The organism is Aeromicrobium sp. Leaf350, assembly GCF_916858655.1.
Taxonomy (GTDB): Bacteria; Actinomycetota; Actinomycetes; order Propionibacteriales; family Nocardioidaceae; genus Aeromicrobium.
The window spans coordinates 222,615-246,922 of the sequence record NZ_CAKASL010000001.1; the positions used below are offsets into that span (position 1 = coordinate 222,615).

At 71.7% G+C, this 24,308-nt stretch carries 28 protein-coding genes and 1 tRNA gene; 12 read left to right on the forward strand and 17 right to left on the reverse strand.

All coding sequences use genetic code 11. The features are described from left to right. The 10 genes from LO931_RS01145 to LO931_RS01190 all read right to left on the reverse strand — a co-directional run bounded on the left by LO931_RS01145 (position 1) and on the right by LO931_RS01190 (position 10,240). Positions 1–840: an ABC transporter permease gene (locus tag LO931_RS01145; protein WP_229051365.1), complete on the reverse strand. Its 840-nt coding sequence runs from the start codon at positions 838–840 to the stop codon at positions 1–3. Continuing rightward, complete coding sequence (locus LO931_RS01150; protein WP_229051366.1) at positions 837–1,685, reverse strand: ABC transporter permease; 849 nt, start codon at positions 1,683–1,685, stop codon at positions 837–839. Before LO931_RS01150 ends, LO931_RS01145 begins: the two co-directional genes overlap by 4 nt. 107 nt (positions 1,686–1,792) lie before the next feature. Beyond that, positions 1,793–2,647: a peptide chain release factor N(5)-glutamine methyltransferase gene (gene prmC / locus LO931_RS01155; RefSeq protein WP_229051367.1), complete on the reverse strand. Its 855-nt coding sequence runs from the start codon at positions 2,645–2,647 to the stop codon at positions 1,793–1,795. Then, the gene (gene prfA, locus LO931_RS01160; RefSeq protein ID WP_229051368.1) at positions 2,644–3,714 is read right to left on the reverse strand and encodes a peptide chain release factor 1; all 1,071 of its coding nucleotides are present in this window, start codon (positions 3,712–3,714) and stop codon (positions 2,644–2,646) included. Before prfA ends, prmC begins: the two co-directional genes overlap by 4 nt. A gap of 81 nt (positions 3,715–3,795) precedes the next feature. Beyond that, positions 3,796–4,002, reverse strand: coding sequence for a 50S ribosomal protein L31 (rpmE, locus tag LO931_RS01165; protein WP_229051369.1), 207 nt, complete (start codon positions 4,000–4,002; stop codon positions 3,796–3,798). Positions 4,003–4,370: 368 nt separating this feature from the next. Next, complete coding sequence (locus tag LO931_RS01170; protein ID WP_229051370.1) at positions 4,371–4,853, reverse strand: glutathione peroxidase; 483 nt, start codon at positions 4,851–4,853, stop codon at positions 4,371–4,373. 121 nt (positions 4,854–4,974) lie between these two features. Then, a complete protein-coding gene (gene rho, locus LO931_RS01175; RefSeq protein ID WP_229051371.1) occupies positions 4,975–6,849 on the reverse strand; it encodes a transcription termination factor Rho in 1,875 nt (624 codons plus the stop codon). Positions 6,850–6,975: 126 nt separating this feature from the next. Beyond that, complete coding sequence (gene thrB, locus LO931_RS01180) at positions 6,976–7,848, reverse strand: homoserine kinase (RefSeq protein WP_229051372.1); 873 nt, start codon at positions 7,846–7,848, stop codon at positions 6,976–6,978. Continuing rightward, positions 7,845–8,924 (reverse strand): threonine synthase, encoded by a 1,080-nt coding sequence (gene thrC, locus LO931_RS01185; RefSeq protein ID WP_229051373.1) that lies wholly within the window; start codon positions 8,922–8,924, stop codon positions 7,845–7,847. The genes thrB and thrC overlap by 4 nt, the downstream gene beginning before the upstream one ends. After that, positions 8,924–10,240: a homoserine dehydrogenase gene (locus tag LO931_RS01190; RefSeq protein WP_370636083.1), complete on the reverse strand. Its 1,317-nt coding sequence runs from the start codon at positions 10,238–10,240 to the stop codon at positions 8,924–8,926. Before LO931_RS01190 ends, thrC begins: the two co-directional genes overlap by 1 nt. A gap of 105 nt (positions 10,241–10,345) precedes the next feature. Between LO931_RS01190 and LO931_RS01195 the strand changes: the two genes are divergently transcribed. After that, entirely contained in the window at positions 10,346–10,885 is a 540-nt protein-coding gene (locus LO931_RS01195) for a hypothetical protein (protein WP_229051375.1), read from the forward strand. Between the two features lie 40 nt (positions 10,886–10,925). Here LO931_RS01195 and lysA read toward each other — a convergent pair whose 3' ends face one another. Genes lysA through LO931_RS01210 form a run of 3 tightly spaced genes read right to left on the reverse strand, consistent with a single transcriptional unit; the run spans position 10,926 to position 14,404 of the window. Beyond that, the gene (gene lysA, locus LO931_RS01200) at positions 10,926–12,320 is read right to left on the reverse strand and encodes a diaminopimelate decarboxylase (protein WP_229051376.1); all 1,395 of its coding nucleotides are present in this window, start codon (positions 12,318–12,320) and stop codon (positions 10,926–10,928) included. A 2-nt stretch (positions 12,321–12,322) separates the two neighbouring features. After that, positions 12,323–13,987 carry an arginine--tRNA ligase gene (gene argS, locus LO931_RS01205; RefSeq protein WP_229051377.1) on the reverse strand — a complete coding sequence of 555 codons (1,665 nt, stop codon included), beginning with the start codon at positions 13,985–13,987 and terminating at the stop codon, positions 12,323–12,325. Between the two features lie 9 nt (positions 13,988–13,996). Next, positions 13,997–14,404 (reverse strand): response regulator, encoded by a 408-nt coding sequence (locus LO931_RS01210; protein ID WP_229051378.1) that lies wholly within the window; start codon positions 14,402–14,404, stop codon positions 13,997–13,999. Between the two features lie 74 nt (positions 14,405–14,478). On the opposite strand from LO931_RS01210, the gene LO931_RS01215 reads away from it, so the two are divergent. The 3 genes from LO931_RS01215 to LO931_RS01225 all read left to right on the forward strand — a co-directional run bounded on the left by LO931_RS01215 (position 14,479) and on the right by LO931_RS01225 (position 15,472). Beyond that, a tRNA-Arg gene (locus LO931_RS01215) sits at positions 14,479–14,550 on the forward strand. A 102-nt stretch (positions 14,551–14,652) separates the two neighbouring features. Beyond that, on the forward strand, positions 14,653–15,156 hold the full coding sequence (locus LO931_RS01220; RefSeq protein WP_229051379.1) for a hypothetical protein: 504 nt from the start codon (positions 14,653–14,655) through the stop codon (positions 15,154–15,156). A 25-nt stretch (positions 15,157–15,181) separates the two neighbouring features. Next, entirely contained in the window at positions 15,182–15,472 is a 291-nt protein-coding gene (locus LO931_RS01225; protein ID WP_229051380.1) for a hypothetical protein, read from the forward strand. A gap of 6 nt (positions 15,473–15,478) precedes the next feature. Here LO931_RS01225 and LO931_RS01230 read toward each other — a convergent pair whose 3' ends face one another. Beyond that, the gene (locus LO931_RS01230) at positions 15,479–16,048 is read right to left on the reverse strand and encodes a dihydrofolate reductase family protein (RefSeq protein WP_229051381.1); all 570 of its coding nucleotides are present in this window, start codon (positions 16,046–16,048) and stop codon (positions 15,479–15,481) included. 104 nt (positions 16,049–16,152) lie between these two features. On the opposite strand from LO931_RS01230, the gene LO931_RS01235 reads away from it, so the two are divergent. Then, positions 16,153–16,524 (forward strand): MerR family transcriptional regulator, encoded by a 372-nt coding sequence (locus LO931_RS01235; protein WP_229051382.1) that lies wholly within the window; start codon positions 16,153–16,155, stop codon positions 16,522–16,524. Beyond that, positions 16,521–16,961 (forward strand): PaaI family thioesterase, encoded by a 441-nt coding sequence (locus tag LO931_RS01240; RefSeq protein WP_229051383.1) that lies wholly within the window; start codon positions 16,521–16,523, stop codon positions 16,959–16,961. Before LO931_RS01235 ends, LO931_RS01240 begins: the two co-directional genes overlap by 4 nt. Here the strand turns inward: LO931_RS01240 and LO931_RS01245 are convergent. After that, entirely contained in the window at positions 16,958–17,800 is an 843-nt protein-coding gene (locus LO931_RS01245) for an alpha/beta fold hydrolase (RefSeq protein ID WP_229051384.1), read from the reverse strand. The genes LO931_RS01240 and LO931_RS01245 overlap by 4 nt on opposite strands. 90 nt (positions 17,801–17,890) lie before the next feature. Next, on the reverse strand, positions 17,891–18,733 hold the full coding sequence (locus tag LO931_RS01250) for an SDR family oxidoreductase (RefSeq protein WP_229051385.1): 843 nt from the start codon (positions 18,731–18,733) through the stop codon (positions 17,891–17,893). A gap of 46 nt (positions 18,734–18,779) precedes the next feature. On the opposite strand from LO931_RS01250, the gene LO931_RS01255 reads away from it, so the two are divergent. After that, positions 18,780–19,754 (forward strand): hypothetical protein, encoded by a 975-nt coding sequence (locus LO931_RS01255; protein ID WP_229051386.1) that lies wholly within the window; start codon positions 18,780–18,782, stop codon positions 19,752–19,754. A gap of 3 nt (positions 19,755–19,757) precedes the next feature. On the opposite strand, the gene LO931_RS01260 is transcribed toward LO931_RS01255, so the two are convergent. Beyond that, on the reverse strand, positions 19,758–20,717 hold the full coding sequence (locus LO931_RS01260; protein ID WP_229051387.1) for an NAD(P)-dependent oxidoreductase: 960 nt from the start codon (positions 20,715–20,717) through the stop codon (positions 19,758–19,760). An 82-nt stretch (positions 20,718–20,799) separates the two neighbouring features. On the opposite strand from LO931_RS01260, the gene LO931_RS01265 reads away from it, so the two are divergent. From LO931_RS01265 to LO931_RS01285, 5 genes are all read left to right on the forward strand, one after another. Continuing rightward, positions 20,800–21,159 carry a CrcB family protein gene (locus tag LO931_RS01265; protein ID WP_229051388.1) on the forward strand — a complete coding sequence of 120 codons (360 nt, stop codon included), beginning with the start codon at positions 20,800–20,802 and terminating at the stop codon, positions 21,157–21,159. Continuing rightward, positions 21,156–21,512: a CrcB family protein gene (locus LO931_RS01270; protein ID WP_229051389.1), complete on the forward strand. Its 357-nt coding sequence runs from the start codon at positions 21,156–21,158 to the stop codon at positions 21,510–21,512. Before LO931_RS01265 ends, LO931_RS01270 begins: the two co-directional genes overlap by 4 nt. A gap of 90 nt (positions 21,513–21,602) precedes the next feature. Beyond that, on the forward strand, positions 21,603–22,040 hold the full coding sequence (locus tag LO931_RS01275; protein WP_229051390.1) for a VOC family protein: 438 nt from the start codon (positions 21,603–21,605) through the stop codon (positions 22,038–22,040). Between the two features lie 478 nt (positions 22,041–22,518). Further along, entirely contained in the window at positions 22,519–23,460 is a 942-nt protein-coding gene (gene dapD, locus LO931_RS01280) for a 2,3,4,5-tetrahydropyridine-2,6-dicarboxylate N-succinyltransferase (protein ID WP_229051391.1), read from the forward strand. Between the two features lie 19 nt (positions 23,461–23,479). Next, the gene (locus LO931_RS01285) at positions 23,480–24,304 is read left to right on the forward strand and encodes a hypothetical protein (RefSeq protein ID WP_229051392.1); all 825 of its coding nucleotides are present in this window, start codon (positions 23,480–23,482) and stop codon (positions 24,302–24,304) included. The last annotated feature ends 4 nt before the right edge of the window (positions 24,305–24,308 follow it).

The window sequence follows — 24,308 nt, forward strand, 5'->3', positions numbered from 1 at the left end:
TCACCCCGAGATCCTGACCCCGGGATCGCCGCCCCAGAAGAGCAGCGTCATGACCATGTTGAGCACGACCACGACCACGATGCTGGCCCGGATCGCGCGGCCCGTGGCCTCGCCGACGCCCTCGGCGCCGCCGGTGGCCATGAAGCCGTACCAGCAGTGGATGACCGCGACGGCGAAGGCGAACACCACGATCTTGACGACCGACAGGATGACGTCCGAGGTCGCGATGAACGTGCCGAAGTAGTGGTCGTACGTGCCCGACGGCTGCCCGAACAGCACCGTCACGGCGAGCCTCGACGCGAGGTAGGAGCCGGCGAGGCCGATCATGTAGAGCGGCAGGATCGCCAGCATCGTGGCGATGATGCGGGTCGTCACGAGGTACGGGATCGCGGGGACCGCCATGACGCCGAGCGCGTCGATCTCCTCGCTGGTGCGCATCGAGCCGAGCTGTGCCGTGAACCGGCACCCGACCTGCGCCGCCAGGGCGAGGGCGGCGACGAGCGGGGCGAGCTCGCGGGTGTTGACGACGGCCGAGACGAAGCCGGTGAGCGGGGCGAGGCCGATCGTCTCCAGCCCGTTGAATCCCTCGATGCCCAGCGAAGTGCCGGCCGAGAGCGCCAGCAGCACCATGACGCCGACCGTGCCGCCGCCGACGAGGATCGCGCCGGTGCCCCAGCTGATGTCGAGCAGGATGCGGAACGTCTCGGCCCGGTAGTGGCGCAGCGTCATCGGCACGGCGGCGACGGCTCGGGCCAGGAAGGTCGTGAACGTGCCGATCGTGGCCAGCCCCGCCGTGCCCCGGTCGCGCGCCGCGCCCACGCCGGCTCCGAGGGTCGTCACGCGATCCTCGCGGGCACGAGCATCGAGTAGCCCTGCGTGATGGCGACGTTGACGACCGCCAGCACGATGACGGCGATCACGACGCACTGGTTGACCGCGTCGGCCACGCCCTTGGGCCCACCCTTGGCGTTCAAGCCCTTGTGCGCCGCGATCACGGTGGCCAGGAAGCCGAAGATCACGGCCTTGCCCTCCGCCAGGACCAGGTCGGTCGGCTGCGCGAAGGAGATGAACGACGCGAGGTACGCCCCGGAGCTGACGTGCCCGCCGCCGACGTTGATGACGTAGCCGGTCAGCATGGCCGTCGCCGCCACGACGATGTTGAGCAGGAAGCCGACGGCCATCGCCGCCGCGATGCGCGGCGCCACGATGCGCTGCACGGGGTTGAGACCCATGACCTTCATCGCGTCGACCTCCTCGCGCACGGTCTGCGCCCCGAGCTGGGCGCAGATCGCCGAGCCGACGGCACCGGCCATGAGCAGCGAGGTCACGAGCGGTGCGGCCTGGCGAAGGATTCCGATGCCGTTGACGGCGCCCGTGAAGGAGACGGCACCGATCTGCTGGGCCACGGCGCCGACCTGGATCGCGATGATGATGCCGAACGGGATCGCCACGAGCACGGTCGGCAGGAACGCGACGCGGGTCATGAACCACGCCTGGTCGAAGAACTCGCGCCACGAGAAGCGGCGGCGCACGATGTCGACCACCATGAAGCGCAGCGCTCCCAGGCCGAGCAGCACCATCTCGCCGAACGTGTCGACGCCGTCGAGGAACTTCGTGCGGAGGGCACGGGTGGCGCCACCGACCCGCGTCGGCACGCCTCGGCGCGCTCCCTCCTGCAACGTCATGATGCCCCTTCGCCTCGTCCCTGCGCGTGAGTCACTGTAAACGCGAGTGACTCCCGTCACAACGATTCGGGAGGAGTTTCGTCACTTAATTTGGACGAATGTACGACTCAGGGGCGTCGAGCCGTCACGAAGCGGGGGCGTCCGGCCAGGTCGGGGTGGTCGCGGACCTGCAGCCAGGGCTCCTCGTGGGCGGCGCCGCCGAAGACGGCCGGGGCCGACTCGCCCTGCGCGTCCGCGTGCTCGGCGGCGACGACTCCCCCGCTGCGCAGGAGGCGACGAGCGACCTGCTCGACCACGCGCATCGCGTCGAGGCCGTCCTCGCCCGACCAGAGCGCGAGCGCAGGGTCGTGGTCACGCACCTCGGGAGCGACGCTCTCCCACGCGTCCAGCGGGATGTAGGGCGGGTTCGCGACGACCGCGTCGACGGTGCCGTCGAGGTCGCCGAACGCGTCGGCCATGTCACCCTGACGCAGGTCGACCCCCGTTCCGGCAAGGTTGCGGACCGCCCACTCGAACGCGCCCTCGTCGAGCTCGACGGCGTGCACCCGCGCGTGCGGGACCTCGTGCACGACGCTCAGGGCGATCGCGCCCGACCCGGCGCAGAGCTCCACGACCACGGGCGCCTCCAGGTGCGCGACCTGGTCGATGACCCAGCCGGCCATGACCTCGGTCTCCGGACGGGGCACGAACACTCCCGGCCCGACCTCGAGGTCGACGTACCGGAACGCCGCCGAGCCCGTGAGGTGCTGCAGCGGCATCCGGCGGGCACGAGCCTCGATCATCTCCAGGAACGTGCGCCGAGCCATCTCCGAGACCGACGCCCGACGCACCAGGGCACGCGGCGAGCCGGTGACGTGCGAGAGCAGCAGCTCGGCGTCGTTCTGCGGCGAGGCGACTCCCCCGTTGGCGAGCATCGCCGTGGCCTGCTCGAGCAGACGCTCCGCCTGCGAGCGGACCGTCACCGCGCACCACCCTCGGCCAGCGCGTCGAGCCGTTCGGCCAGGTCCGCCTCGACGAGCGAGGCGATGACGTCGCCCAGCGCGCCGTCCATCACGGCGTCGAGGTTGTAGGCCTTGAAGCCCGTGCGGTGGTCGGAGATGCGGTTCTCCGGGAAGTTGTAGGTGCGGACCCGCTCGGAGCGGTCCATCGTGCGGATCTGCGAACGGCGAACCTGCGAGGCCTCGGCGTCGGCAGCCGCCTGCGCCGCCTCGAGCAGGCGCGAGCGCAGGATGCGCATCGCCTGGTCCTTGTTCTGCAGCTGGCTCTTCTCGTTCTGGCAGCTGACGACGATGCCGGTCGGCACGTGGGTGATGCGCACGGCCGAGTCGGTCGTGTTGACGCTCTGGCCACCGGGACCGGACGAGCGGAACACGTCGATGCGCAGGTCGGCGTCGTTGATCTGGACGTCGACGTCCTCGGCCTCCGGCAGCACCAGGACGCCGGCCGCCGAGGTGTGGATGCGACCTTGCGACTCCGTGACGGGCACCCGCTGCACGCGGTGCACGCCGCCCTCGAACTTCAGCAGCGCGAAGGGCGCCTCGCCGGGGTCGGTGGTCTTGCCGGACTTCACCGACGCGGTCACGGACTTGTAGCCGCCCAGGGCGGTCTCGGTGCTGTCGAGCAGCTCGACCTTCCAGCCGCGGGTCTCGGCGAAGCGCGAGTACATGCGCAGGAGGTCGGCCGCGAAGAGGGCCGACTCGTCGCCACCCTCACCGCCCTTGATCTCGACGATGACGTCCTTGCCGTCGGCCGGGTCGCGCGGCACGAGGAGCCGCTGCAGCCGCACACCCAGGTCGGCGACCTGCTGCTCGAGCTCGGTGACCTCGTCGGCCAGCTCGAGCTCGCGGGCCGCCTCCAGGTCGTCGGCCGCCTCGACCCACGAGCGGTACGTGCGCACGATGCCGCCCAGCTCGGCGTACCGCTGCCCGACGCGCTTGGCCGTGGCCGGGTCGGCATGGACCGCGGGATCAGCGAGGCGCACCTCGAGATCGGCGTACTCGTCGAGCAGCGGCGTGACGGCGTCGAACATGGGGCTCCTTCGTCGGACGGGTGCGGACAGACGACGGCGCCGGCCACTCCCTCACGGGGAGTGACCGGCGCCTCGGAGCAGCTACTTCTTGCCGTAGCGCTTCTCGAACTTCGCCACGCGACCGCCGGTGTCGAGGATCTTCTGCTTGCCCGTGTAGAACGGGTGGCAGGCCGAGCAGACGTCGGCGCGCAGGACGCCCTCGGGGGCGGTGCTCTTAGTGGTGAACGAGTTGCCGCAGGTGCAGGTGACCTGGGTCTCGACGTAGTCAGGGTGGATGGCGTTCTTCATGGTGTCCTCTCGGTGACGCTGGGTCGAGCGCGGTCGCGCTCGTGAACCAGGGCCGACCTCCTATTCTGCCACCCGCCCCGACCGAAACCAAGTTCGGCCGGAGCCGGCGACGCGGCTCGCCTCGCGCGTGGGCACAGGACAAGCAGGCAAGGACCGCAGCAGGGGGTCCGTCGCGGCCGGACCGATCCGGGCTCCTCGGACCGGGTTCGCAAGATTTGCTCCGAAATGTGCCATTCGGGTAGGTCACAATGGCGCATTACGGCGCAAATCTGGGGCGGCTGTGAGGTGACGGTGGCGGCAGGGACGGCTTCGTGTCCGTGCCCGCTTGTCCCCCGCCACCGGCTACCGCCGGGTACGCGAGGCGGAGGTCAGGCGGGGAGGAGCTTCTCGATGTCGCCGGCGATCTTCGCGGGGGCGGTGGTCGAGCCGTAGCGCTTGACGACGTTGCCCTCCGGGTCGACCAGGAACTTGGTGAAGTTCCACTTGATCTTCGAGGGGCCGATGCCGCCCTTCTCCTTCTTGAGCCACTGGTAGAGCGGGTGCGCACCGTCACCGTTGACCTCGATGGCCGAGAACATCGGGAACGTGACGCCGTAGTTCTTCTGGCAGAACGCGGCCGTCTCCTCGTCGCCGTCGGGGTTCTGGTGGCCGAACTGGTCGCACGGGAACCCGAGGACGACCAGCCCGCGGTCGACGTAGCTGCTGTACAGCTCCTCGAGTCCGGCGAGCTGCGGGGTGAACCCGCACTGGGTCGCCGTGTTCACGACGAGAAGGACCTTGCCCCGGTAGTCGGCGAGCTGGCGCTCGGCGCCGTCGATGCCGGTGGCGGTGAAGTCATGAGCGGTGGTCATGACGATCAGCCTAGAGGCGATGACCCAGCCCGGCAGGTGAGCCGCCGACGACACCCTCCCGGACGACGCAGGACCGGCCCGCCGCACGAGGCGACGAGCCGGTCCGGGGCGTGCGTGGGTGTCAGCCGAGGCGGCGGACGACCTCGGCGTTGGTGGCCGAGGAGCCGAGACGCTCGAGCACCGCGGCCACGGCGGCCGAGGACTCCAGGTCGGCGAGCTCGCGGCGCCAGGTGCGGGCCGCGGCCAGCTCCTCGGGCGCCTGGAGCAGCTCGTCGCGGCGCGTGCCCGAGGCGACCGGGTCGATCGCCGGGAACAGGCGCTTCGCGGCCGCATCGCCGACGAGGTGCAGCTCGGTCGTGACCGTGCCCTTGACCTCGCCGAGGATGAGCTCGTCGACGCGCGAGCCGGTCTCGACCAGCGCGGTCGCGATGATCGTGAGCGACCCACCGTTCTCGAGGTTGCGCGCAGCGCCGAGGAGACGCTTCGGCGCGAAGAGCGCCGAGGTGTCGATGCCGTCGGTGAGCACCCGACCCTGGCCGGCGGCGGCCTGGTTGTAGGCCCGACCCAGTCGCGTGATGCCGTCGAGCAGCACGACGACGTCGTGACCCAGCTCGACCAGGCGCTTGGCGCGCTCGATCGCGAGCTCCGCGACCGTCGTGTGGTCGCCGGCCGGGCGGTCGAAGGTCGAGGAGATGACCTCACCCTTCACGGACCGCTGGAACTCCGTGACCTCCTCGGGACGCTCGTCGACGAGGACGATCATGAGGTGGCACTCGGGGTTGTTGGCCGTGACCGAGCTGGCGAGGTCGCGCAGGACGCTGGTCTTGCCGGTCGACGGGGGCGCGACGAGCAGGCCGCGCTGACCCTTGCCGATCGGGGCGAACAGGTCGGCCACACGACCGACGACGTTGGTCGCGTCGGTCTCGAGCTTGAGCCGCTGCGTCGGGAAGACGGGCGTCAGCGCGTCGAACTCCGAGCGCTGCTTGGCCTCGTCGAGGTTCATGCCGTTGACCGAGTCGACCCGGACCATCGGGTTGAACTTCTCCTTGCGCTCGCCCTCGCGGGGCTGACGCACCTGGCCGACGACGGCGTCACCGCGACGAAGGCCCCACTTGCGGACCATCGACAGCGAGACGTAGACGTCGTTCTCGCTGGGCAGGTAGCCCGTCGTGCGGACGAAGGCGTAGTTGTCGAGGATGTCGACGATGCCGGCGGCGGGCACGAGGACGTCGTCCTCGGCGACCTGCACGTCACCCTCGGCGCCGCGGCTGCCCCGGCCGCGACCGCGACGGTTGCGACGGCGGCCACCGGCCTCGTCGTCACCCTGGTCCGGACCCTGGTCGTTCTGCTGGTTGCGGTCCGGACCCTGGTTCTTGTCCTGGCCCTGGTTGCGGTCCTGCTTGTCCTGGCCCTGGTTGCGGTCCTGGTTCTGGTTCTTGTCCTGCTGACCGCCACGACCCTTGTCCTGGCCGTCGTTGTTCTGGCGGTCGTTGTTCTGGCGGTTCTGCTGGCCGTTGCCGTTGCCGTTGCCGTTGCCCTTGTTCTGGCCCTGGTTGCCCCGGCCCCGGTCCTGGCGCCCGTCGTTCTTGGCGCCGTCGTTCTTGGCGCCCTTTTCCTGGCCACCGTCGTTCTTGGCACCGTCGTTCTTGGCGTCCTTGCGGGTGGCGTCGTTCGCGGACGCGTCGTCGGCCGACGCCTCGGCGGAAGCCTTGCGCGGGCGGTCGGTCTTGGCCTTGGCCTGCGGAGCGGACTCCTCGGCCTGGGCCGGTGCAGCCTTGGGGGTCTCGCCACGCGCGAGCTTGATCGCGTCGATCAGCGCGCCCTTGCGCATCGAGCCGGCGCCGTCGATGCCGAGCTCGGCAGCGATCTCCTGCAGCTCGGCGATCACCTTGCCGCCGAGCGCGCCGCCACTGCGGCGGGCCGGACGGGTGGTGGCGGCCGTGTCGTCAGCCGCGTTGTTCGTGGGCTCGTTCGGAGCCTCGGTCGTGTCAGTCACAGATGAGTTTCCCTCTAGAGGTGGTCTCGCCACGTCCGCGCGAAAGCGGATCAGAGCAGAACGAGCCTGAATGGTTGTTCTCGTGGCGTGCCGGGGAGTGTCCTCAACTCCGGCTCCGCCAGCGTATCACCGGACGGTCGCGCCCTCGGCGTCGACGTCGAGGTGGTGCAGGTCCCATCCCGGCGGACAGGCGTCGTCGATGCCGCGCGCGAAGGCGAGGACCGTCGGACCTGCCCCGGAGATCACGGCCGGGACGCCCTCGACGCGCAGCGACCGCACGAGCTGGTAGGACTCCGGCATCGCGGCGCTGCGGTACGACTGGTGCAACCGGTCCTCGGTGGCCGAGATCAGGCGCTCCGGCGCGTGCAGGAGCGCGGCCACGAGCAGGGCGGACCGCCCCGCGTTGAACACGGCGTCGCCGTGGGAGACCGTCTCGGGCAGGAGCCCGCGCGCCTCGGCCGTGGAGACGGCCGTCGGCGGCACGAACACCGTGACCGGCACCTGGCAGTCGAGACGCTGGACCGCTGCAGCGGCGCCGTCGACCCAGGAGATCGTCAGGCCGCCGAAGAGCGCCGGAGCCACGTTGTCGGGGTGCCCCTCGATGTCGGTGGCCAGCTGGAACAGGGCGGCGTCGTCGAGACGGTCCTCGCCCTGCACGACGGCGCGGGCCGCGAGCAGACCACCGACGATGGCCGCGGCGCTCGAACCGAGCCCGCGGCCGTGCGGCACGACGTTGCGGCAGGTCAGACGCAGCCCGGGCGGCTGCTCCCCCAGCAGGTCGAACGCGGCGTGCATCGCCTGCACCACGAGGTGGGTCTCGTCGAGCGGCACCTCGCCCGCACCGGCGCCGGTCACGTCGATGTGCAGACCGGAGTCGACCGCCTCGACCGTGATCTCGTCGTGCAGACCGAGCGCGAGGCCCAGTGCGTCGAAGCCGGGACCGAGGTTGGCACTGGTGGCCGGCACCCGTACGGTGACCGGGGTCGAGCGCACGCTCATCGCAGTCCCGCGACCTCGGCCGCGGCGTCGACGTCGACGTCGATGACGGCGTCGACCAGGTTCTCGCCCTGCGCCTCCAGCCGGTGCGACATCGGCGTGTCGATGTCCTTCAGGCCGTGGCCCGTGACGGTGACCGTGATCGTGAGGCCGGGCTCCACCTCGCCCGCCTGCACGGCGGCGAGCAGACCGGCGACACCGGTGGCCGACGCGGGCTCCACGAAGATGCCCTCGCGGGCCCCCAGCTCACGCTGCGCGGCCAGGATCGCGTCGTCGTCGACCATGTCGATACGGCCGCCCGACTCGTCGCGAGCGTTCTCGGCCAGCGTCCAGGAGGCGGGGTTGCCGATGCGGATCGCCGTGGCCACGGTGTCGGGCTCCGGCACCACGCGACCCAGGACGATGGGGGCGGCACCGGCGGCCTGGAAGCCCCAGATGCGCGGGCGGCTCGCCACGACGCCGGCGGCCTCGTACTCGACGAAGCCCTTCCAGTACGCCGTGATGTTGCCGGCGTTGCCGACCGGCAGCACGTGCAGGTCGGGAGCCTTGCCGAGCACGTCGACGATCTCGAACGACGCGGTCTTCTGGCCCTCGATGCGGATCGGGTTGACCGAGTTCACGAGCGCGACCGGGTACTCCTTGGCGAGACCGCGCGACAGGTCGAGGCAGTCGTCGAAGTTGCCGCGGACCTGGATGATGTCGGCGCCGTGCATGACGGCCTGCGCCATCTTGCCCGCCGCGATGCGGCCGTGCGGCACCAGGACGATCGGCACCAGCCCCGCGCGAGCGGCGTAGGCCGTCATCGAGGCCGAGGTGTTGCCGGTCGAGGCGCACACGACAGCCTTCGCCCCCTGCGCGACGGCGGCCGAGATGGCTGTGGTCATGCCGCGGTCCTTGAAGGACCCGGTGGGGTTCTGGCCCTCGACCTTGACGAACACGTCGCCCTGGACGAGCTGCGACAGCCACGCGGAGTGCACGAGCGGCGTGCCGCCCTCACCCAGCGTCTGCGCCTTCACACCGGCGTCGAACGGGAGCCACTCGCGGTACTCCTCGATCACGCCCCGCCACGGTCGTGCCATCAGCTGCCTCCCTCGACGCGCATGACCGAGGAGACGGCGCGCACGACGTCGAGTCCTCGCAGGATCTCGACCGTCGCGGCGAGCGACGCGTCCTCGGCCTCGTGGGTCACGATGACGAGCTGGGCGTCGGAGCCGTGGCCCTCCTGCCGCAGGGTCTTGATCGAGACGTCGTACCGGGCGAACTCCTGGGCGATGACGGCCAGGACGCCCGCGCGGTCGTCGACCTCGATCACGAGGTGGTACTGCGTGTGGGCACTGCCGATCGGCAGCAGCTGCACGTCGGCGTGCGAGGTCTCGCCGGGTCCGTACACGTCGCTCACGCGGTTGCGCGCCGCGGAGACGATGTCGCCCAGCACCGCGCTGGCCGTGGGGGCACCGCCCGCGCCGGGACCGTAGAACATGAGCTCTCCGGCGGCCTCCGACTCGACGAACACCGCGTTGTACGCGCCACGCACGCTCGCGAGCGGGTGGCTGAGCGGCACCATCGCGGGGTGCACGCGGGCACCCACGGCGGGGCCGTCCGGGGTGTCGATCTGCTCGCAGATCGCGAGCAGCTTGACGACGCTGCCCATCTCGGCGGCCGACTGCACGGCCTCCGCGGTGACCGACGTGATGCCCTCGCAGTGCACGTCGTCGAGGGTCAGGTGCGTGTGGAACGCGAGGCCGGCGAGCAGCGCAGCCTTGGCGGCGGCGTCGTGGCCCTCGACGTCGGCCGTGGGATCGGCCTCGGCGTAGCCGAGACGCTGGGCCTCGGCGAGCGCCTCGTCGAAGCTCTGCCCGAGGGTCGTCATCTGGTCGAGGATGTAGTTCGTGGTGCCGTTGACGATGCCCAGCACCCGGCGCACGCGGTCACCCGCGAGCGACTCGCGCAGCGGCCGCACGATCGGGATCGCTCCGGCGATCGCCGCCTCGAACGACAGGTCGCGCTGGGCCTTCTCGGCCGCCTCGAAGAGGTCGGCGCCCTGATCGGCGAGCAGCGCCTTGTTGGCCGTGACGACCGAGGCACCGTGCTCCAGCGCGGCCCGGATCAGGTCGCCGGCCGGCTCGATGCCGCCCACGACCTCCACGACGATGTCGAGGTCGCCGCGCCGCACCAGGGCGGCGGCGTCATCGGTGAAGATCTCGGCGGGCACGTCCAGGTCGCGCGGCGTGTCGAGGTTGCGGACGGCGATGCCGACCAGCTCGAGCGGCGCACCGACACGGCGGGCCAGCTCGTCGGCGTCACGGGTCAGACGTCGGGCCACCTCCGTGCCGACGACACCGCACCCGAGCAGCGCGACGCGAAGGGGACGATCGTGGGCATTCACGGGGGTCAGCCTATCGGCGGCACTGGCAGGCCGACGAGCCGCGCCACGTACCGAACCGGCGTCCCGCTCGTTGTAGCATCGGCCGACCTGACGACGGCCGCGAGAGGAACACCCATGGCACTCGAGTCCTGGAGCCGTCTGCGTCGGTGGGCGCGTCGCCGCCGCAAGCCCCTGACGATCGGGGGCACCGCGCTCGTCGCGATGGCCCTGGCGGGCTGGCTGATCTACGACGCGGCCACCGAGCCGATCGTCGGCAGCGAGCGCGCCGATCCGTCGAGCACGATCGGTGCTCCCGGCGGGGCGTCGGACTTCGCCCAGCAGCTGGACGTCAACGCGGCCGGACCCGGAGGGCGCACGGGGCCCGCGATCGCGACGGGCGAGGGCACCCACACCGTCACGCTCACGATCACGACGGACGTCGCGTTCACCGCCGCGGCCTACCTCGTCATCGACGGTCGTGAGGTCGAGCTGCCCCCGGGCAAGAAGACCACCACCCAGACGTTCACGGTCAAGGGCAAGTCGCCGCTCATGGTCGCTGCCGCGCAGGCGGGCGAGAAGTCTCAGAACATCGAGTGCCACACCGACGTCAACGGCCGCCGGGTCGACAGCTTCCAGGCCACGGGGGGCTACGGCTTCGTCGTCTGCTTCGCCTGATCCAGCGCGGTCAGGCCCAGCACGGTCAGGCCCAGCCTGGTCAGACGACGTCGAGGGCGAGCAGGTCGTCCTCGGTCTCGCGGCGCACCACGAGCCGGGCCTCGCCCGCACGCACGGCGACCACGGCCGGTCGCGGCACGTGGTTGTAGTTGCTCGCGAGCGAGCGGCAGTAGGCGCCGGTGCCGGGCACCGCGAGGAGGTCGCCCGGGCCCAGGTCGGACGGCAGGTACTCGTCCTTGACCACGATGTCGCCCGACTCGCAGTGCTTGCCGACGACGCGGCTCAGCACGCCGGCGGCCTCCGACGACCGCGAGGCGAGCGTGGCGGAGTAGTCGGCGCTGTAGAGGGCGGCCCGGATGTTGTCGCTCATGCCGCCGTCGACCGCGACGTACCGGCGCGAGGCGCCGCCGTCGAGCGCGACCTCCTTGGTGGTGCCCACGGTGTACAGCGTGAACGTGGAGGGACCCACGATGGCCCGCCCGGGCTCGATCGAGAGCTTGGGCACACCGATGTCGAGGGCGTGGCACTCGTCGTCGACGATCTTGGTGATCTCGCGGGCGAGGTCGTCGGGGGCCCGCGGGTCGTCCTGCGTCGTGTAGGCGATGCCGAAGCCGCCGCCCAGGTCGAGGTCGGGCATCGTGACACCGAGCTCGCGCTCGACCTCGGCGTGCAGCCGCAGCACGCGGCGCGCGGCGACCTCGAAGCCGTCGGTCACGAAGATCTGCGAGCCGATGTGCGAGTGCAGGCCGCACAGCTGCAGTCCCGTGGCGCTCGTGATGCGCCGGACCGCCTCGAGGGCCTGGCCACCGGCGATCGAGAAGCCGAACTTCTGGTCCTCGTGCGACGTGGAGATGTACTCGTGGGTGTGGGCCTCGACGCCGGCGGTGACACGCACCATGACCTTGGCGGTGGCGCCGAGCTCGGTCACGAGGCTTGCGAGCCGGTCGATCTCGTCGAAGGAGTCGACGATGATGCGACCCACGCCCAGCTCGATCGCCCGGCGCAGCTCGGCCTCGGACTTGTTGTTGCCGTGGAACGCGATGCGCGACGGCGGGAACTCCGCCTTGAGCGCGACCGCGAGCTCGCCGCCCGTGCAGACGTCGAGGTTGAGCCCCTCCTCGGCGACCCAGCGGGCCGTGGCGACGCAGAGGAACGCCTTGCCGGCGTAGAACACGTCGGCGTCGGAGAACGCGTCGCGGAAGGCGCGTGCGCGGTGCCGGAAGTCGTCCTCGTCGACGACGTAGAGCGGTGTGCCGTACTCCTCGGCGAGCTCGGGAGCGGACTCCCCCGCCACCGTGAGCACGCCGTCGGCCTTGGCCGCGTTGCGCGACCACAGGTGCTCGACGAGCTCGTTGACGTCGTCGGGACGGTGCAGCCAGGCGGGGCCGCGGTGTCCGGCCTGGCCGTGCAGGGCGCCTGCCTCGTGGGAACGCATGGTCACATCCTGTCGGGAGCGCTGACGCCGAGCAGACCCAGGCCGTTCGCGACCACCTGGCGGGTGGCGGCCACGAGCACCAGACGCGTGCGGTGCACGTCGCTGACCTCCTCGTCGCCACGCGGGAGGACCCGGCACTCGTCGTAGAACTTGTGGAACGCCGAGGCCGTCGCCTCGAGGTAACGGGCGACCCGGTGCGGCTCGCGCAGCTCGGCCGCGCGGGCGACGAGCCGCGGGAACTCGGCGAGGGCGCGCAGCAGGTCACCCTCCTGGTCGGTCGCGAGCAGGCCGGGCTGGAAGCCCTCGACGTCGACCACGACGCCCAGGTCGGCGGCGTTGCGCAGGATCGACGAGAGCCGGGCGTGCGCGTACTGCACGTAGTAGACGGGGTTGTCGCTCGTGCTGCTCGACCACAGGTCGAGGTCCAGGTCGATCGAGGAGTCGGTCGAGTACCGGGCCAGGGCGTACCGGGCCGCGTCGACGCCGATCGCCTCCACGAGGTCCTCGAGGGTGATGACCGTGCCCGCCCGCTTGCTCATGCGCACGGGCTGCCCGTCGCGGACGAGGTTGACCAGCTGGCCGATCAAGATCTCGAGGTTCACGCCCGGCTCGTCGCCGAACGCCGCGCACATCGCCATCATCCGCGACACGTAGCCGTGGTGGTCGGCGCCCAGCATGATGATCGCGCGGTCGAAGCCCCGCTCACGCTTGTCGAGGTAGTAGGCCAGGTCTCCCGAGATGTAGGCGGGCTGGCCGTCGGACTTCACGACGACCCGGTCCTTGTCGTCGCCGTAGTCGGAGGTGCGCAGCCAGCGCGCGCCGTCCTGCTCGTACATCTTGCCGAGGTCGTCGAGGCGGGTGATCGCCCGGTCGACAGCGCCGGACTCGTGCAGGTCGTTCTCGTGGAAGTACACGTCGAAGTCGACGCCGAAGTCGTGCAGGCTCTGCTTGATCTCGGTGAACATGAGCTCGACGCCCTCGGCGCGGAACACCTCGGACGCCTCCTCACCGGGCAGGTCGGCAGCACCGGGGTGCGCAGCGAGCACCTGGGCGGCGATGTCGTGGATGTACTGACCGCCGTAGCCGTCCTCGGGCGCGTCCTCGCCGCGGGCCGCCGCGAGCAGCGACCGGGCGAAGCGGTCGATCTGCACGCCGTGGTCGTTGAAGTAGTACTCGCGCGTCACGTCGGCACCGACGAACGAGAGCAGGCGACCGAGCGAGTCGCCCACCGCAGCCCAGCGGACTCCACCGATGTGGATCGGTCCGGTCGGGTTGGCGCTGACGAACTCGAGGTTCACCCGCTGGCCCGCGTAGACGTCGCCGCGGCCGTAGTCGGCTCCCGCGGCGAGCACGTCGACGGCGAGGCCACCCTGCGCACCGGCCTCGACGCGCAGGTTGAGGAAGCCCGGGCCCGCGATCTCGGCCGAGGCGATGCCCTCGTGCTCGGCGAGCAGACCGGCCAGGTCCTGGGCGAGGTCGCGCGGCGGCCGACCGGCCTTCTTGCCGAGCTGCAGGGCGATGTTCGTGGCGTAGTCGCCGTGCTCCTTGACCTTCGGACGCTCCACGACGACGTGGGTCGGGAGCGGGTCCGGCAGGCTCAGGCGCCCGTCGTCCGCCAGGCGGCCGAGGGCGGACACGATCACGTCACTGAGCTGGTCGGGAGTCACCCGCGGAGTCTATCGACGCCCACTCTCGACCAGCTCCGCCACGGTCGCCACGAGATGGTCGGGGTCGAAGGGCTTCACGACGTACGCGTCGACCCCCACGTCCCAGCCCCGTTGGACCGACGTGGGATGACCCTGGGTCGTGACCATGACGACCACGAGGTCGCGCAGGGCGGGGTCGGCCCGGATGGCCTGCGTCGCCGAGATGCCGTCCATCCGCGGCATCATGACGTCGATCGTGACCGCGTCCGGGAGGGACTCGGCCGCACGCAGCACCTCGAGGGCGTCGACACCGTCGACCGCCTCCTCGACCTCGAAGCCCGCGAGCTCGAGGTTCATGCGGATCAGGAAGCGGATCGATGCCGTGTCGTCGACCACCAGCACCCGACGACCGCTCCCCACGCCCGTGTTCTCCTCCACCTGATCCACGGTATCCGCGGTCCGGTAGGCTCGGCGCGGAAACGGACGGTCCGGCCTCAAGCGCCGGACCCCGGGCCCCCGTAGCTCAGGGGATAGAGCGCCGCCCTCCGGAGGCGGAAGCGCAGGTTCGAATCCTGCCGGGGGTACTCGTCGGACCCGGACCCGTGCGGTCCGGGTTCTTCCACGTCCGGACGTGGTGGGGACCGCTCCCCCGGGTCCACGCCGGCCGGCACTCGTACCGTCGCAGGATGAGCACCTCGCGCCCGCTGCCTTCGCCTCCCCTGGCGACGCGACACTCACGTGGGCCGCTCGTGGCGCTGATCGGCGGCCTCGTCCTCGTGCTCGCCGGCACGGGCGCCGCCGTGGTCATGTCCGTGACCTCGACGCCGCCCGGTTCAGCCACGCCCGAGGAGGCGCTCCGGGCCTACCTCACCGCCGACGCGACCCACGACTGCGAGGAGCTCGTGAGGCACCCCATCGCCGGGTACGCCGACCTGGACGAGTGCGAGGAGGCCGAGGCCGAGCACCGCGAGGAGGACCTGGACCACGACATCGACCCCGACAGCCGCGTCGCCGACTTCGAGGTCATGGACGTCGACGACGAGGGTGACGTCGTCACGTTCTCCATCGACTACGAGGAGTCCTACCTCGAGGACGGCGAGACCCAGTACTCCGGCAACTTCCGGGGCTACGAGGTCGTGCAGGACGACGACGGCACCTGGGCGGTCACCGAGCTGACCTTTGAGGACTGAGCCCGGTCGTGGGTACTCCCCCGGCATGACGGACGACGACGAGCGCTGGCTCGTGATCGACGGACGCCGCTGGCGTCGTACCGACCCGTCGCTGCCCGAGGACGTCGTCGAGGCCCTGAAGTCCCATTTGGGGCGGGCGCGGTCCGCGGTCAAGCAGGCCAAGGGCGCCGGCGACGAGGCAGCCGTCCGTCGCGCCCGGGACCGGGTACAGCTCGCCAAGACCGGGCTCGGCGAGCGGGGTCCGTACTGGTGGGAGGTCGACGAGGCCGACCGCCTCGCCCAGGCCCGCGACGCTCTCCGCGACCTGGGCGACTGAGACCGCTCAGCCCCGCGGCAGCGCGAACCGCAGCAGGAGGGCGCCCTCGCTGAAACGTCGCTCCTCGAGCAGCTCGAGCGCGCGGTGGACCCAACCGTCCGGGAAGAGCCGCCGGCCCGACCCCAGGACGACCGGGTGCACGAACAGCCTGACCTCGTCCACCAGGTCGAGCCGGAACAGCTCGTGGGCGAGCTCGATGCTCCCGGTGAGCACGATGTCCGTCCCGTCCTGCGCGACCAGGTCCCTGATCTCGTCGGCCAGCCCGTCCCCGCCCCGCAGGACCGTCGTGCCCTCCCACTCCGGGTCGTCGAGCGACCTCGACACGACGTACTTCGCCACCCGGTTCAGGTGGTCGGTGACCCCGGTCGAGTCGTCGGTCTGCTGCGGCCAGAAGCCGCGCATCTCCTCGAACGTCACCCGACCGACGAGGAAGCCGTCGGACGCCGCCGCGTGCTGACGGGTCACCTCCGACATCTCGGCGTTCTGGGGCGTGTCGGCCGACGGGTCGAACCACGACTGCTCGTTGTCGACGATCCCGTCGAGGCTGATCATCTGCGTCACCACGATCCTGCGCATGCCGCGTCCTTCCTGTCCTGTCTCCCTTCCATGCTCGGTCGGCCCGCGCCCCGTCGCACCTCGGGCTTGCCTCGCACCGTGCGAGGGTCGCTAGGTTCGGCCGGGTGAGGGTCTCGGAGCTGTCCGCCAGGACCGGGGTGTCGATCCACCGCCTGCGCCGGTGGGAGTCGGCCGGGCTCCTGCGCGCCCAGCGGGACGACCTGGGCACGCGCCGGTTCGACGACGACACCGTCCGCGTCGTGACGTTCGTGGCGATGGCCCGGGACCTCGGCTTCGGACTCGACGAGATCGCCTCCCTGGTGCCCGACTACGCGGCGGGCCGACTCGGCATCGACGAGCTCGTGTCACGCCTGCACCGCCGGATCACGGCGATCGACGCCGAGATCGCCACCCTCCAGCAGCAACGACGGCGCGTCGTGGACCACGTGGCGTGGTTCGAGGCGCGACGCCCCACGCCGACGAAGGAGACCCGATGAACGCACCCGCGATCGATCCCGCCCTGAGCCACATCAGCGACATCGTGCATGCGATGCCGATCGCCCGGACGCTCGGGGTGGAGGTCACCGAGCTGCGGCGCGGGCACGCCGAGCTGCGCACCCCGATCGCCGAGGCGATGACGTTCCGCCCGGGGCAGCTGCAGGCCGCAGCCGTGTTCGCGGCCGGCGACTGCGCGGCCGTGGCCGCGGCAGGGACGCTGCTGGAACCAGGCTCGTGGGCCGCCACGATCGACGGCACGATCAAGCTCGTGGCCCCGGCGTCTGGCACGGGCCTGCGGGCGGTCGGCCGGGTCGTCGACCAGGGCCGGCTGCTCACGACGTGTGCGGCCGACGTCTACGCCGTCGACGGGGACGACGAGCGCCTGTGCGCGACGTGGCTCGGCACCGCTCGCACCATGGCGCAGCGTCTCCTCTAGGCGCCGGAGCTCTCCAGGAACTCCACGACCTGGTGGGCGAAGACGTCGTTGTCGTCCCCAGCCACCATGTGCCCGGCGGCGGCCTCGCGCACGACCGCGTGCGGGATGAGCCGCTGCAGCTCCTCGGCTCCCTCGGCCGACACGACGTCGGACTGCGCGCCGCGCACGAGCAGCGTCGGGACCTGGACCCGCTCGGCGGCCGGACCCAGACGGTCCTGTCGTGTGGCGCGGCTCGGCTCGTCCCGCACCTGCAGGAAGGCCGGGTCCCAGTGCCAGCGCCACCGGCCGTCCGGCCCCTGCCGCACGTTCTTCTTCAGCCCGTCGAGGTTCTTCGGGCGCGGCCGGTGCGGGTTGTAGGCGGCGACGGCGTCCGCGACGTCCTCCAGGGTGGCAAAGCCGTCCGGGGCGGACGCCATGAAGTCGAGGATGCGCTTCACTCCTTCAGGCTCGGTCCGGGGAGCGACGTCGACGAGCACGAGCGCGCGGGCGGCCACCGCGGACTCGCCCACGGCGATCAGCGAGGTCATGCCGCCCATCGAGGCGCCGACCAGCACGGGCTCGATCGCGAGCTGGGACGCCACGGCAGCGAGGTCGCCGACGAGCGCGTCCATGGAGTAGTCACCGTCCTCGGCCCAGGCGCTGTCGCCGTGCCCGCGGGCGTCGAGGGCGATCGTGGTCCAGCCTGCCGCGGCGAAGCGCGGTCCGCTGCGGTGCCAGGAGTGACGTGTCTGCCCGCCGCCGTGGAGCAGCAGCACCACGCCGCGCTCGTCGTCCGCGGACCAGCGGTCGGCGACGAGCCGTCCAGCAGCCCCTTCGAGATCGATCTTCTCGGAGTCCACGGATCCCCCTCGCTCGGCGAAGGACGCGCAGGCGCGCCCCGACGTCGTCCGGCCACGTCGCGTCGCACGCTAGCGCACGGTGCTCGACCCTCAGCCGAGGGCGAGCAGCTCGGTGAGCGTCAAGGGCTCGCGGCCTGTGAGCGCCAGGACGTCGCCCGAGATCTCGGACTGCTCTCCCCGCGCGATCGAGGTGTAGGTCGAGACCCAGGCGTCGAGCTGCCACTGGGGCGCCCCGTACCCGGCGCGGGAGGCGTAGGCCTCCTCGATCGTCTCGTCGTGGAAGCGCACGTCGGTGCCCCGTGCGGCCGCGATGGCCCCCGCCACCTCGGACATGGTCAGGGCCTCACGACCCGTCAGGTCGTAGGTGCGACCCAGGTGCGAGTCGGGGTTCCGCAGCACCGCGACCGCGGACCGGGCGACGTCCTCGCGGGCCACGAGCGCCGCGCGGCCGTCGCCGGCGGGGCCGCGGATCACGCCGTCGTCGCCCACGAAGTGCGGCATCAGGTCGAGGTAGAACGCGTCGCGCAGGAAGGTCCACCCCAGGCCGGACGCCCGGAGGTACTCCTCCGTCACGCCGTGGTCGCGGGCGAGGGTGAACACCGCTTCCGGGCCGGCGGCGTGGAAGGACGTGTAGACGACGTGCCGCACACCGGCCGCAGCCGCTGCGTCAATGAACGAGCGGTGCAGGTCGAGGCGGTGCGTGCTCTCCGGCGCCGACACCATGAACAGCACGTCGACACCCGCCATGGCCACGGCCGACGCGGACCGGTCGCCGTAGTCGGCCGGGCGCACCTCGGCCCCGTCGAGGTCGGGCGCGCGCTGCGGGGAGCGCACGAGCAGCCGCTGTCTGACGCCCGCGTCGGCGAGCAGCCGGGCCACTGCACCCCCCACCGACCCGGTCGATCCGGTCACGGCCACGAGTGGCTGGGTCACGTCGGTCTCCTCGGTCGGGCTGTGGTCGCCACCCTAGGCTGACGGCATGTCACGCGTCCGAGTCCTCGTGATCGCCGTCTCGGTGCTGCTTCCGGTGCTGGTGCTCGTGGCCCTCGTGCTGCGTCCCGTGCCCGCCCAGACCCGCGACGCCTCCGTCGTCGTCGTGGCGACCGACGTGGTGTCCGCCGGGCTGGTGGACGCGTTCGAGACGGCCGGGGACGACGTCGTGGAGCCGTTGACCGCGTCCTCGTCGGAGGAGGCCCGGGTCGCCGTCGAGCAGGGCGATGTCGTCGCAGCGCTGACGGTGGACCTCGAGGCCGAGAACGACGTGCTCTACGTGGCCGGCGCCAACGGCAGCCGCGTCAACACCGCCGTCATCACCGCGGTCGAGGACGTCATGGCGACCTTCGACCGCACCGTGGTCGTGCAGGATGTGAACCCGGCGGACGTCCGCCCGGTGGTGCCGCCCGTGCTCGTGGCGGTCGGGCTGCTCCTGGGGATCGTCACCATGCTCGTGCGGCGCTGGGGCGGCAGATTCCGTCGCACTGCGCGACCGCCCCGCCACCTGGCGGAGCGCATCGGCACCGACGCGCTGCTGTATGGCGTCGTCCTCGGGCTCGCCGCCGTGTTCGCCGGCCTGCCCGGGTCGCCGCCGGTGTGGATCGGGCTCGGTGTGCTGCTCGTCGCGCTCTCGGCGACCCTGACGGCCGCCGTCCTGCGGGCGATCGGGGCGTGGGGTCTCGGCCTGGTCGTGGCTCTGCTCGTGCTGCCGACCTGGGTCATCGTGCGGGCCCCGCACGTGCAGCTGCTGCCGGCGTCCTTCGAGGCGGTCGGTCGCTGGCTCCCGCACGGCGCCGCTGCCGACGTCGCCTCGCGCATGGCCCTGTTCGGGGACACCGGGAGTGCTCAGCCGTGGCTCGTCCTGCTCGCCTGGGCGGCGGTGGGCGTCGCCGCCCTCGTGCTCGTCCTCCGGTTCACGCGCGCACCCTCGTCCGAGGTCGCCGTCGTCGCCGAGGACTGAGGCTCAGAGCAGGCCCTCCTGGCGCAGCCAGGCCTCCACACGCACCATGCCCTCGGCCAGGTCGACCGTCGGCTCGTAGCCGAGCAGGCGTCGGGCCTTCTCGATCGAGTACGTGCCGGTGCGGCAGAAGTACCGCACCGCGACCGTGCTGACCTCCGTGCCGGGATCGAGCATCCGGGCCGGGACGGCTGCGCCACCGGCGATGGCGAGCGCGAGCGAGGTCGGCAGCAGCACGGGCCGGCGACCGAGCATGCGGTAGTAGTGGCCGAAGAACTCGGCCGTGGTCACCCCGACGCCTCCCGCGAGGGTGAAGACCTGACCCGCTCCCTCGGGTCGCAGCGCGGCGAGGCTGATGCCGTCGACCAGGTCGTCCACGTAGACCGGGCTGTGGATCCCCCGCCCCCGCGCGGGCAGGAAGAACTGACGCTTGCGGATCATCTCGACCGGCAGGACCGTCCACGGACGGGACGCCGGACCGTACACGTCGCCGGGTCGCACGATCGTGGCCTCGAGCTGACCGGCCGCGTGCGCCTGGAGCACGACCTGCTCGGACGCGATCCGGGTGTCGACGTACGGGTTGCCGTCGGGGCGCACGGGGTGGTCCTCGGTGACGCCGTCGGGAAAGCCGAGGTCGGAGAACACCCGGATCGACGACAGGTGGACGAAGCGGCCGACCTCGGCGCTGACCGCCGCGTCGAGCACGCGCCGGGTCCCGAGCACGTTGACCCGCCAGGCCTCCTCCAGCGTGGGCGAGTTCGAGACCAGCGCGGCGGTGTGGATCAGGACGTCGCTGCCGGCGAGGTGCTCCTGCCACGCAGCGGGCTCCCCCACGTCTCCGGCGACGACACCGCGGTCCGGGTCGGCCACGAGGTCGAGACCCCGTGCCTCGTGCCCGTCGGCGGCGAAGCGCGCGAGGAGGTGCCGTCCGATGAAGCCGTTCGCGCCCGTGACGAAGATTCGCATGGCGTCATTGTGACGGCACGAACACGAATCTGACAGGGCTTCCGGTCAGATAGTTCCGGTCGGCAGCCCCTATCGTCGTCCCGTGAACCGCACCACCGACCTCGGGCTCGTCGCCGGGGGTGGCGCGATCGGCACGCTGCTGCGGTTCGGGCTCGACGAAGCGGTCGGCTCGGTCGGCGACCTCCCCCTCTCGACGCTGCTCGTCAACCTCGTCGGCTCGCTCGCCCTCGGCCTGCTCGTGGGCCACGGTGTCTCCGATCGCCTGCGGCTGCTGCTGGGCACGGGCGTGATCGGCGGGTTCACGACGTACAGCGCCTTCGCCGTGCAGACGCAGGAGCTCGGGTCGGCCTCCGAGGTCGTGCTGAGCGCGGTCTACCCGGTGGTGACCGTCGTCGGGGGCTTCGCCCTCGCCGTGCTCGGCCTGCGCTGGGGCCGTCGATGACGGGCATCGCGCTCGCGCTCGCGGTCGCCGCTGCGGGAGGTGCCGGCGCCGCGCTGCGACACCTCGTCGACGAGCTCGTCCCCGCCCGCGGCCACGTCCCGTCGGCGCTGCTCGTCATCAACGCGACCGGCTCGTTCGCCCTCGGGGTCCTCGTCTCGGTCACGGCGGACACGACCTGGCACACGGTCGTCGGCACGGGGCTGCTCGGCGGATACACGACCTTCAGCGCCGCGAGCCTCGACGCCGCGCTCCGATGGGTCGACGGCGAGCGGGCGAGCGGCGCCCGGTCGGCCGCGTTGATGCTCGCCGTCTGCGTCGCCGCGGCGTTCGCGGGGGTCAGCGTCGGAGGTTGAGGTCGCCGGGACGGTCCACGATGCAGAACCCGGTTCGGATCGTCCCGTCCGCGACGCATGCTGGGAGCAACGACCAGTGCAGGGGGATCCATGACCGACCGCGACCTCTCGACCTTCTGGCGGGCCGAGCCCTCGAGCGAGGGCCGACCGCCCCGCGTGCTGATCCGCGTGTTCCTCGAGCCGGACCGACTCGGGCAGGGCATCGCGTACTACGAGCGCCTGCAGGCGGTCGAGGTCGACGCGATCTTCCCCTACCCGGAGGCGGGCCTGCGACTGGCGACGGTCGGCGGCTTCCTCCTGATCGAGGGTGACGACAAGCGTCTCGCTCCCTTCCGCTCGACGACCGGCACGCTGCTCGTCGACGACGTCACGCCGTACTACGACCAGCTCGTCGCCGACGGGGCAGAGATCGTCGTGCCCCTGCAGTCCGTGCCGACCGGCTCGGGGTTCAACGCGCGCCACCCCGACGGCACCGTCGTCGAGTACGTGCAGCACCGCCCGACACCGCAGGAGCTCACCGCCGGCTGAGGCACCGGACCGGCGGCGGTGAGTGAGAGCGGTCGGTCTCGGCTCGGGCCAGGTGCGGGAAAAGCAGCACGGACCAGGAGCCGGTCGGTCTCGGCTCGCGGTCGGGTGCACGACCGAGGTCGAGGGATTGCGGTCGCCGGAGTAATCGTGATCCCTTGACCTTGCCGCGGCGACGACGAAGGTCGAGGGGTTGAGGGTGCCAGGGCGACCACAAACCCTCGACCTCCGTCGTCAGGGACCGGAAACGATGCATCCGGGTAGCCCCAACAACCGCAACGCCTCATCCCCGGTCCGACGAGGACCGCCGATGATGCATTCCGGCACCCCAGGCAGCCCGAATGCATCACCTCCGGTCCCAGCCACGCCGGATCGTCCGTGCCCGCCTGTCGCCGACCAACCGGCGGCGGCCGGCAACCCGGCGGTCCCACCGCGCGACCGGCGGGGTCCTCGCGCGGCACGAGTCGGTAGCGTGGTGGCCATGACGACGGAGCACCCCGGCGCCCACGCCTTCGGCCTTGCCACCCTCACGCAGGACGGCACCGTCCTCGACGTCTGGTACCCGGAGCCGCGCCTCGGAGCCGCCAGCGCCCACGACCACGAGCCGGAGGCCCTGACCGCGGCCGATCGTGACGACGCGATCCGCGGCGTGCGGGTCGCGGTCGTGCACACCGTGATCGACGACCTCGGCCAGGCGCCGACCGACGCGTACGACGTCTACCTGCGCCTGCACCTGCTGTCGCACCGGCTCGTGCAGCCGCACGGCCAGAACCTCGACGGCATCTTCGGCCTGCTGGCCAACGTCGCCTGGACCTCGCTCGGCCCCGTCGCGGTCGCCGACCTCGACGCGGCACGCGCCCGCGCGCGTGCGCAGGGCCTCCACCTCGCCGTCACGAGCGTCGACAAGTTCCCGCGCATGACCGACTACGTCGTGCCCTCCGGCGTGCGCATCGCCGACGCCGACCGCGTCCGCCTCGGCGCGCACCTGGCTGACGGCACGACCGTGATGCACGAGGGCTTCGTGAACTTCAACGCCGGCACGCTCGGGCACGCGATGGTCGAGGGCCGCATCTCGGCCGGCGTGGTCGTCGGCGACGGCAGCGACATCGGCGGCGGCGCGTCCATCATGGGCACGCTCTCGGGCGGCGGGTCGCAGGTCATCAGCATCGGCTCCAACAGCCTGCTCGGCGCGAACTCCGGCATCGGCATCAGCCTCGGCGACGACTGCGTCGTCGCCGCGGGCACCTACGTCACGGCCGCCAGCAAGGTGACGCTCCCGGACGGCACGGTCGTCAAGGCCCTCGAGCTGTCGGGACAGAACGGCCTTCTCTTCCTCCTCAACACCGAGACGGGCCGCCTCGAGGCGCGCCCGCGCGGCGAGCGCGCCGGCATCGAGCTGAACGCCGCGCTCCACGCCAACTGATGCCGGCCGCGCCCACTCCGTGAAGCTCCGCTGGGTCGTCGCCGGATCCCTCGCGCTCGTCGGGGTCGTCGCCGCGACGACGCTGCACGACCGTGAGCCGAACCGCGCGGAGTACTGCGTCGCCGAGGTCGAGGGCACGCGCGCCCAGGTCGACCTCGAGCAGGCCCGCTGGAGCTCGCTCATGGCCGCGATGGCGCAGAACCGCGGCCTGCCGCCCCGGGCCACCACGATCGCGATCGCCACGGCGTTCCAGGAGTCGCGGATTCACAACATCGACTACGGCGACCGCGACTCGGTCGGGCTGTTCCAGCAACGCCCCTCGCAGGGGTGGGGCACGGTCGAGCAGATCATGGACCCGCGCTACTCGATCGGTGGGTTCTACGACGGACTCGTCCAGGTCGCCGACTACACGACGCTCGAGATCACCGCGGCGGCCCAGGCCGTGCAGCGCTCAGCGTTCCCGGAGGCCTACGCCCAGCACGAGCCGGCCTCCCGGTCGCTCGCCTCCGCACTGCGGGGCTACAGCCCGGCGGCGTTCACGTGCCAGCTCAACGACGAGGGCGGCGGCAGCGCCACGGGCGTGCTCGACGACGTGAACGCGGCCTTCGGCAGCCTCGGCGGGGTCGTCGACGGCGACTCCGTGGTCACCCGCTTCACCGGACCCGCGGAGGACACCGTGATCCGCGGTTGGGCACTCGCGCAGTACGCCGTCGCGAACGCCTCCCACCTCGGCATCTCGAGCGTGAGCTTCGACGGCCGCGCGTGGACCGTCGAGGACTCCCCCGAAGGCTGGGTCGAGTCGCCCGACGCCGCCGCCGACACCGTCGTCATCCGGACCCGCTGAAGCC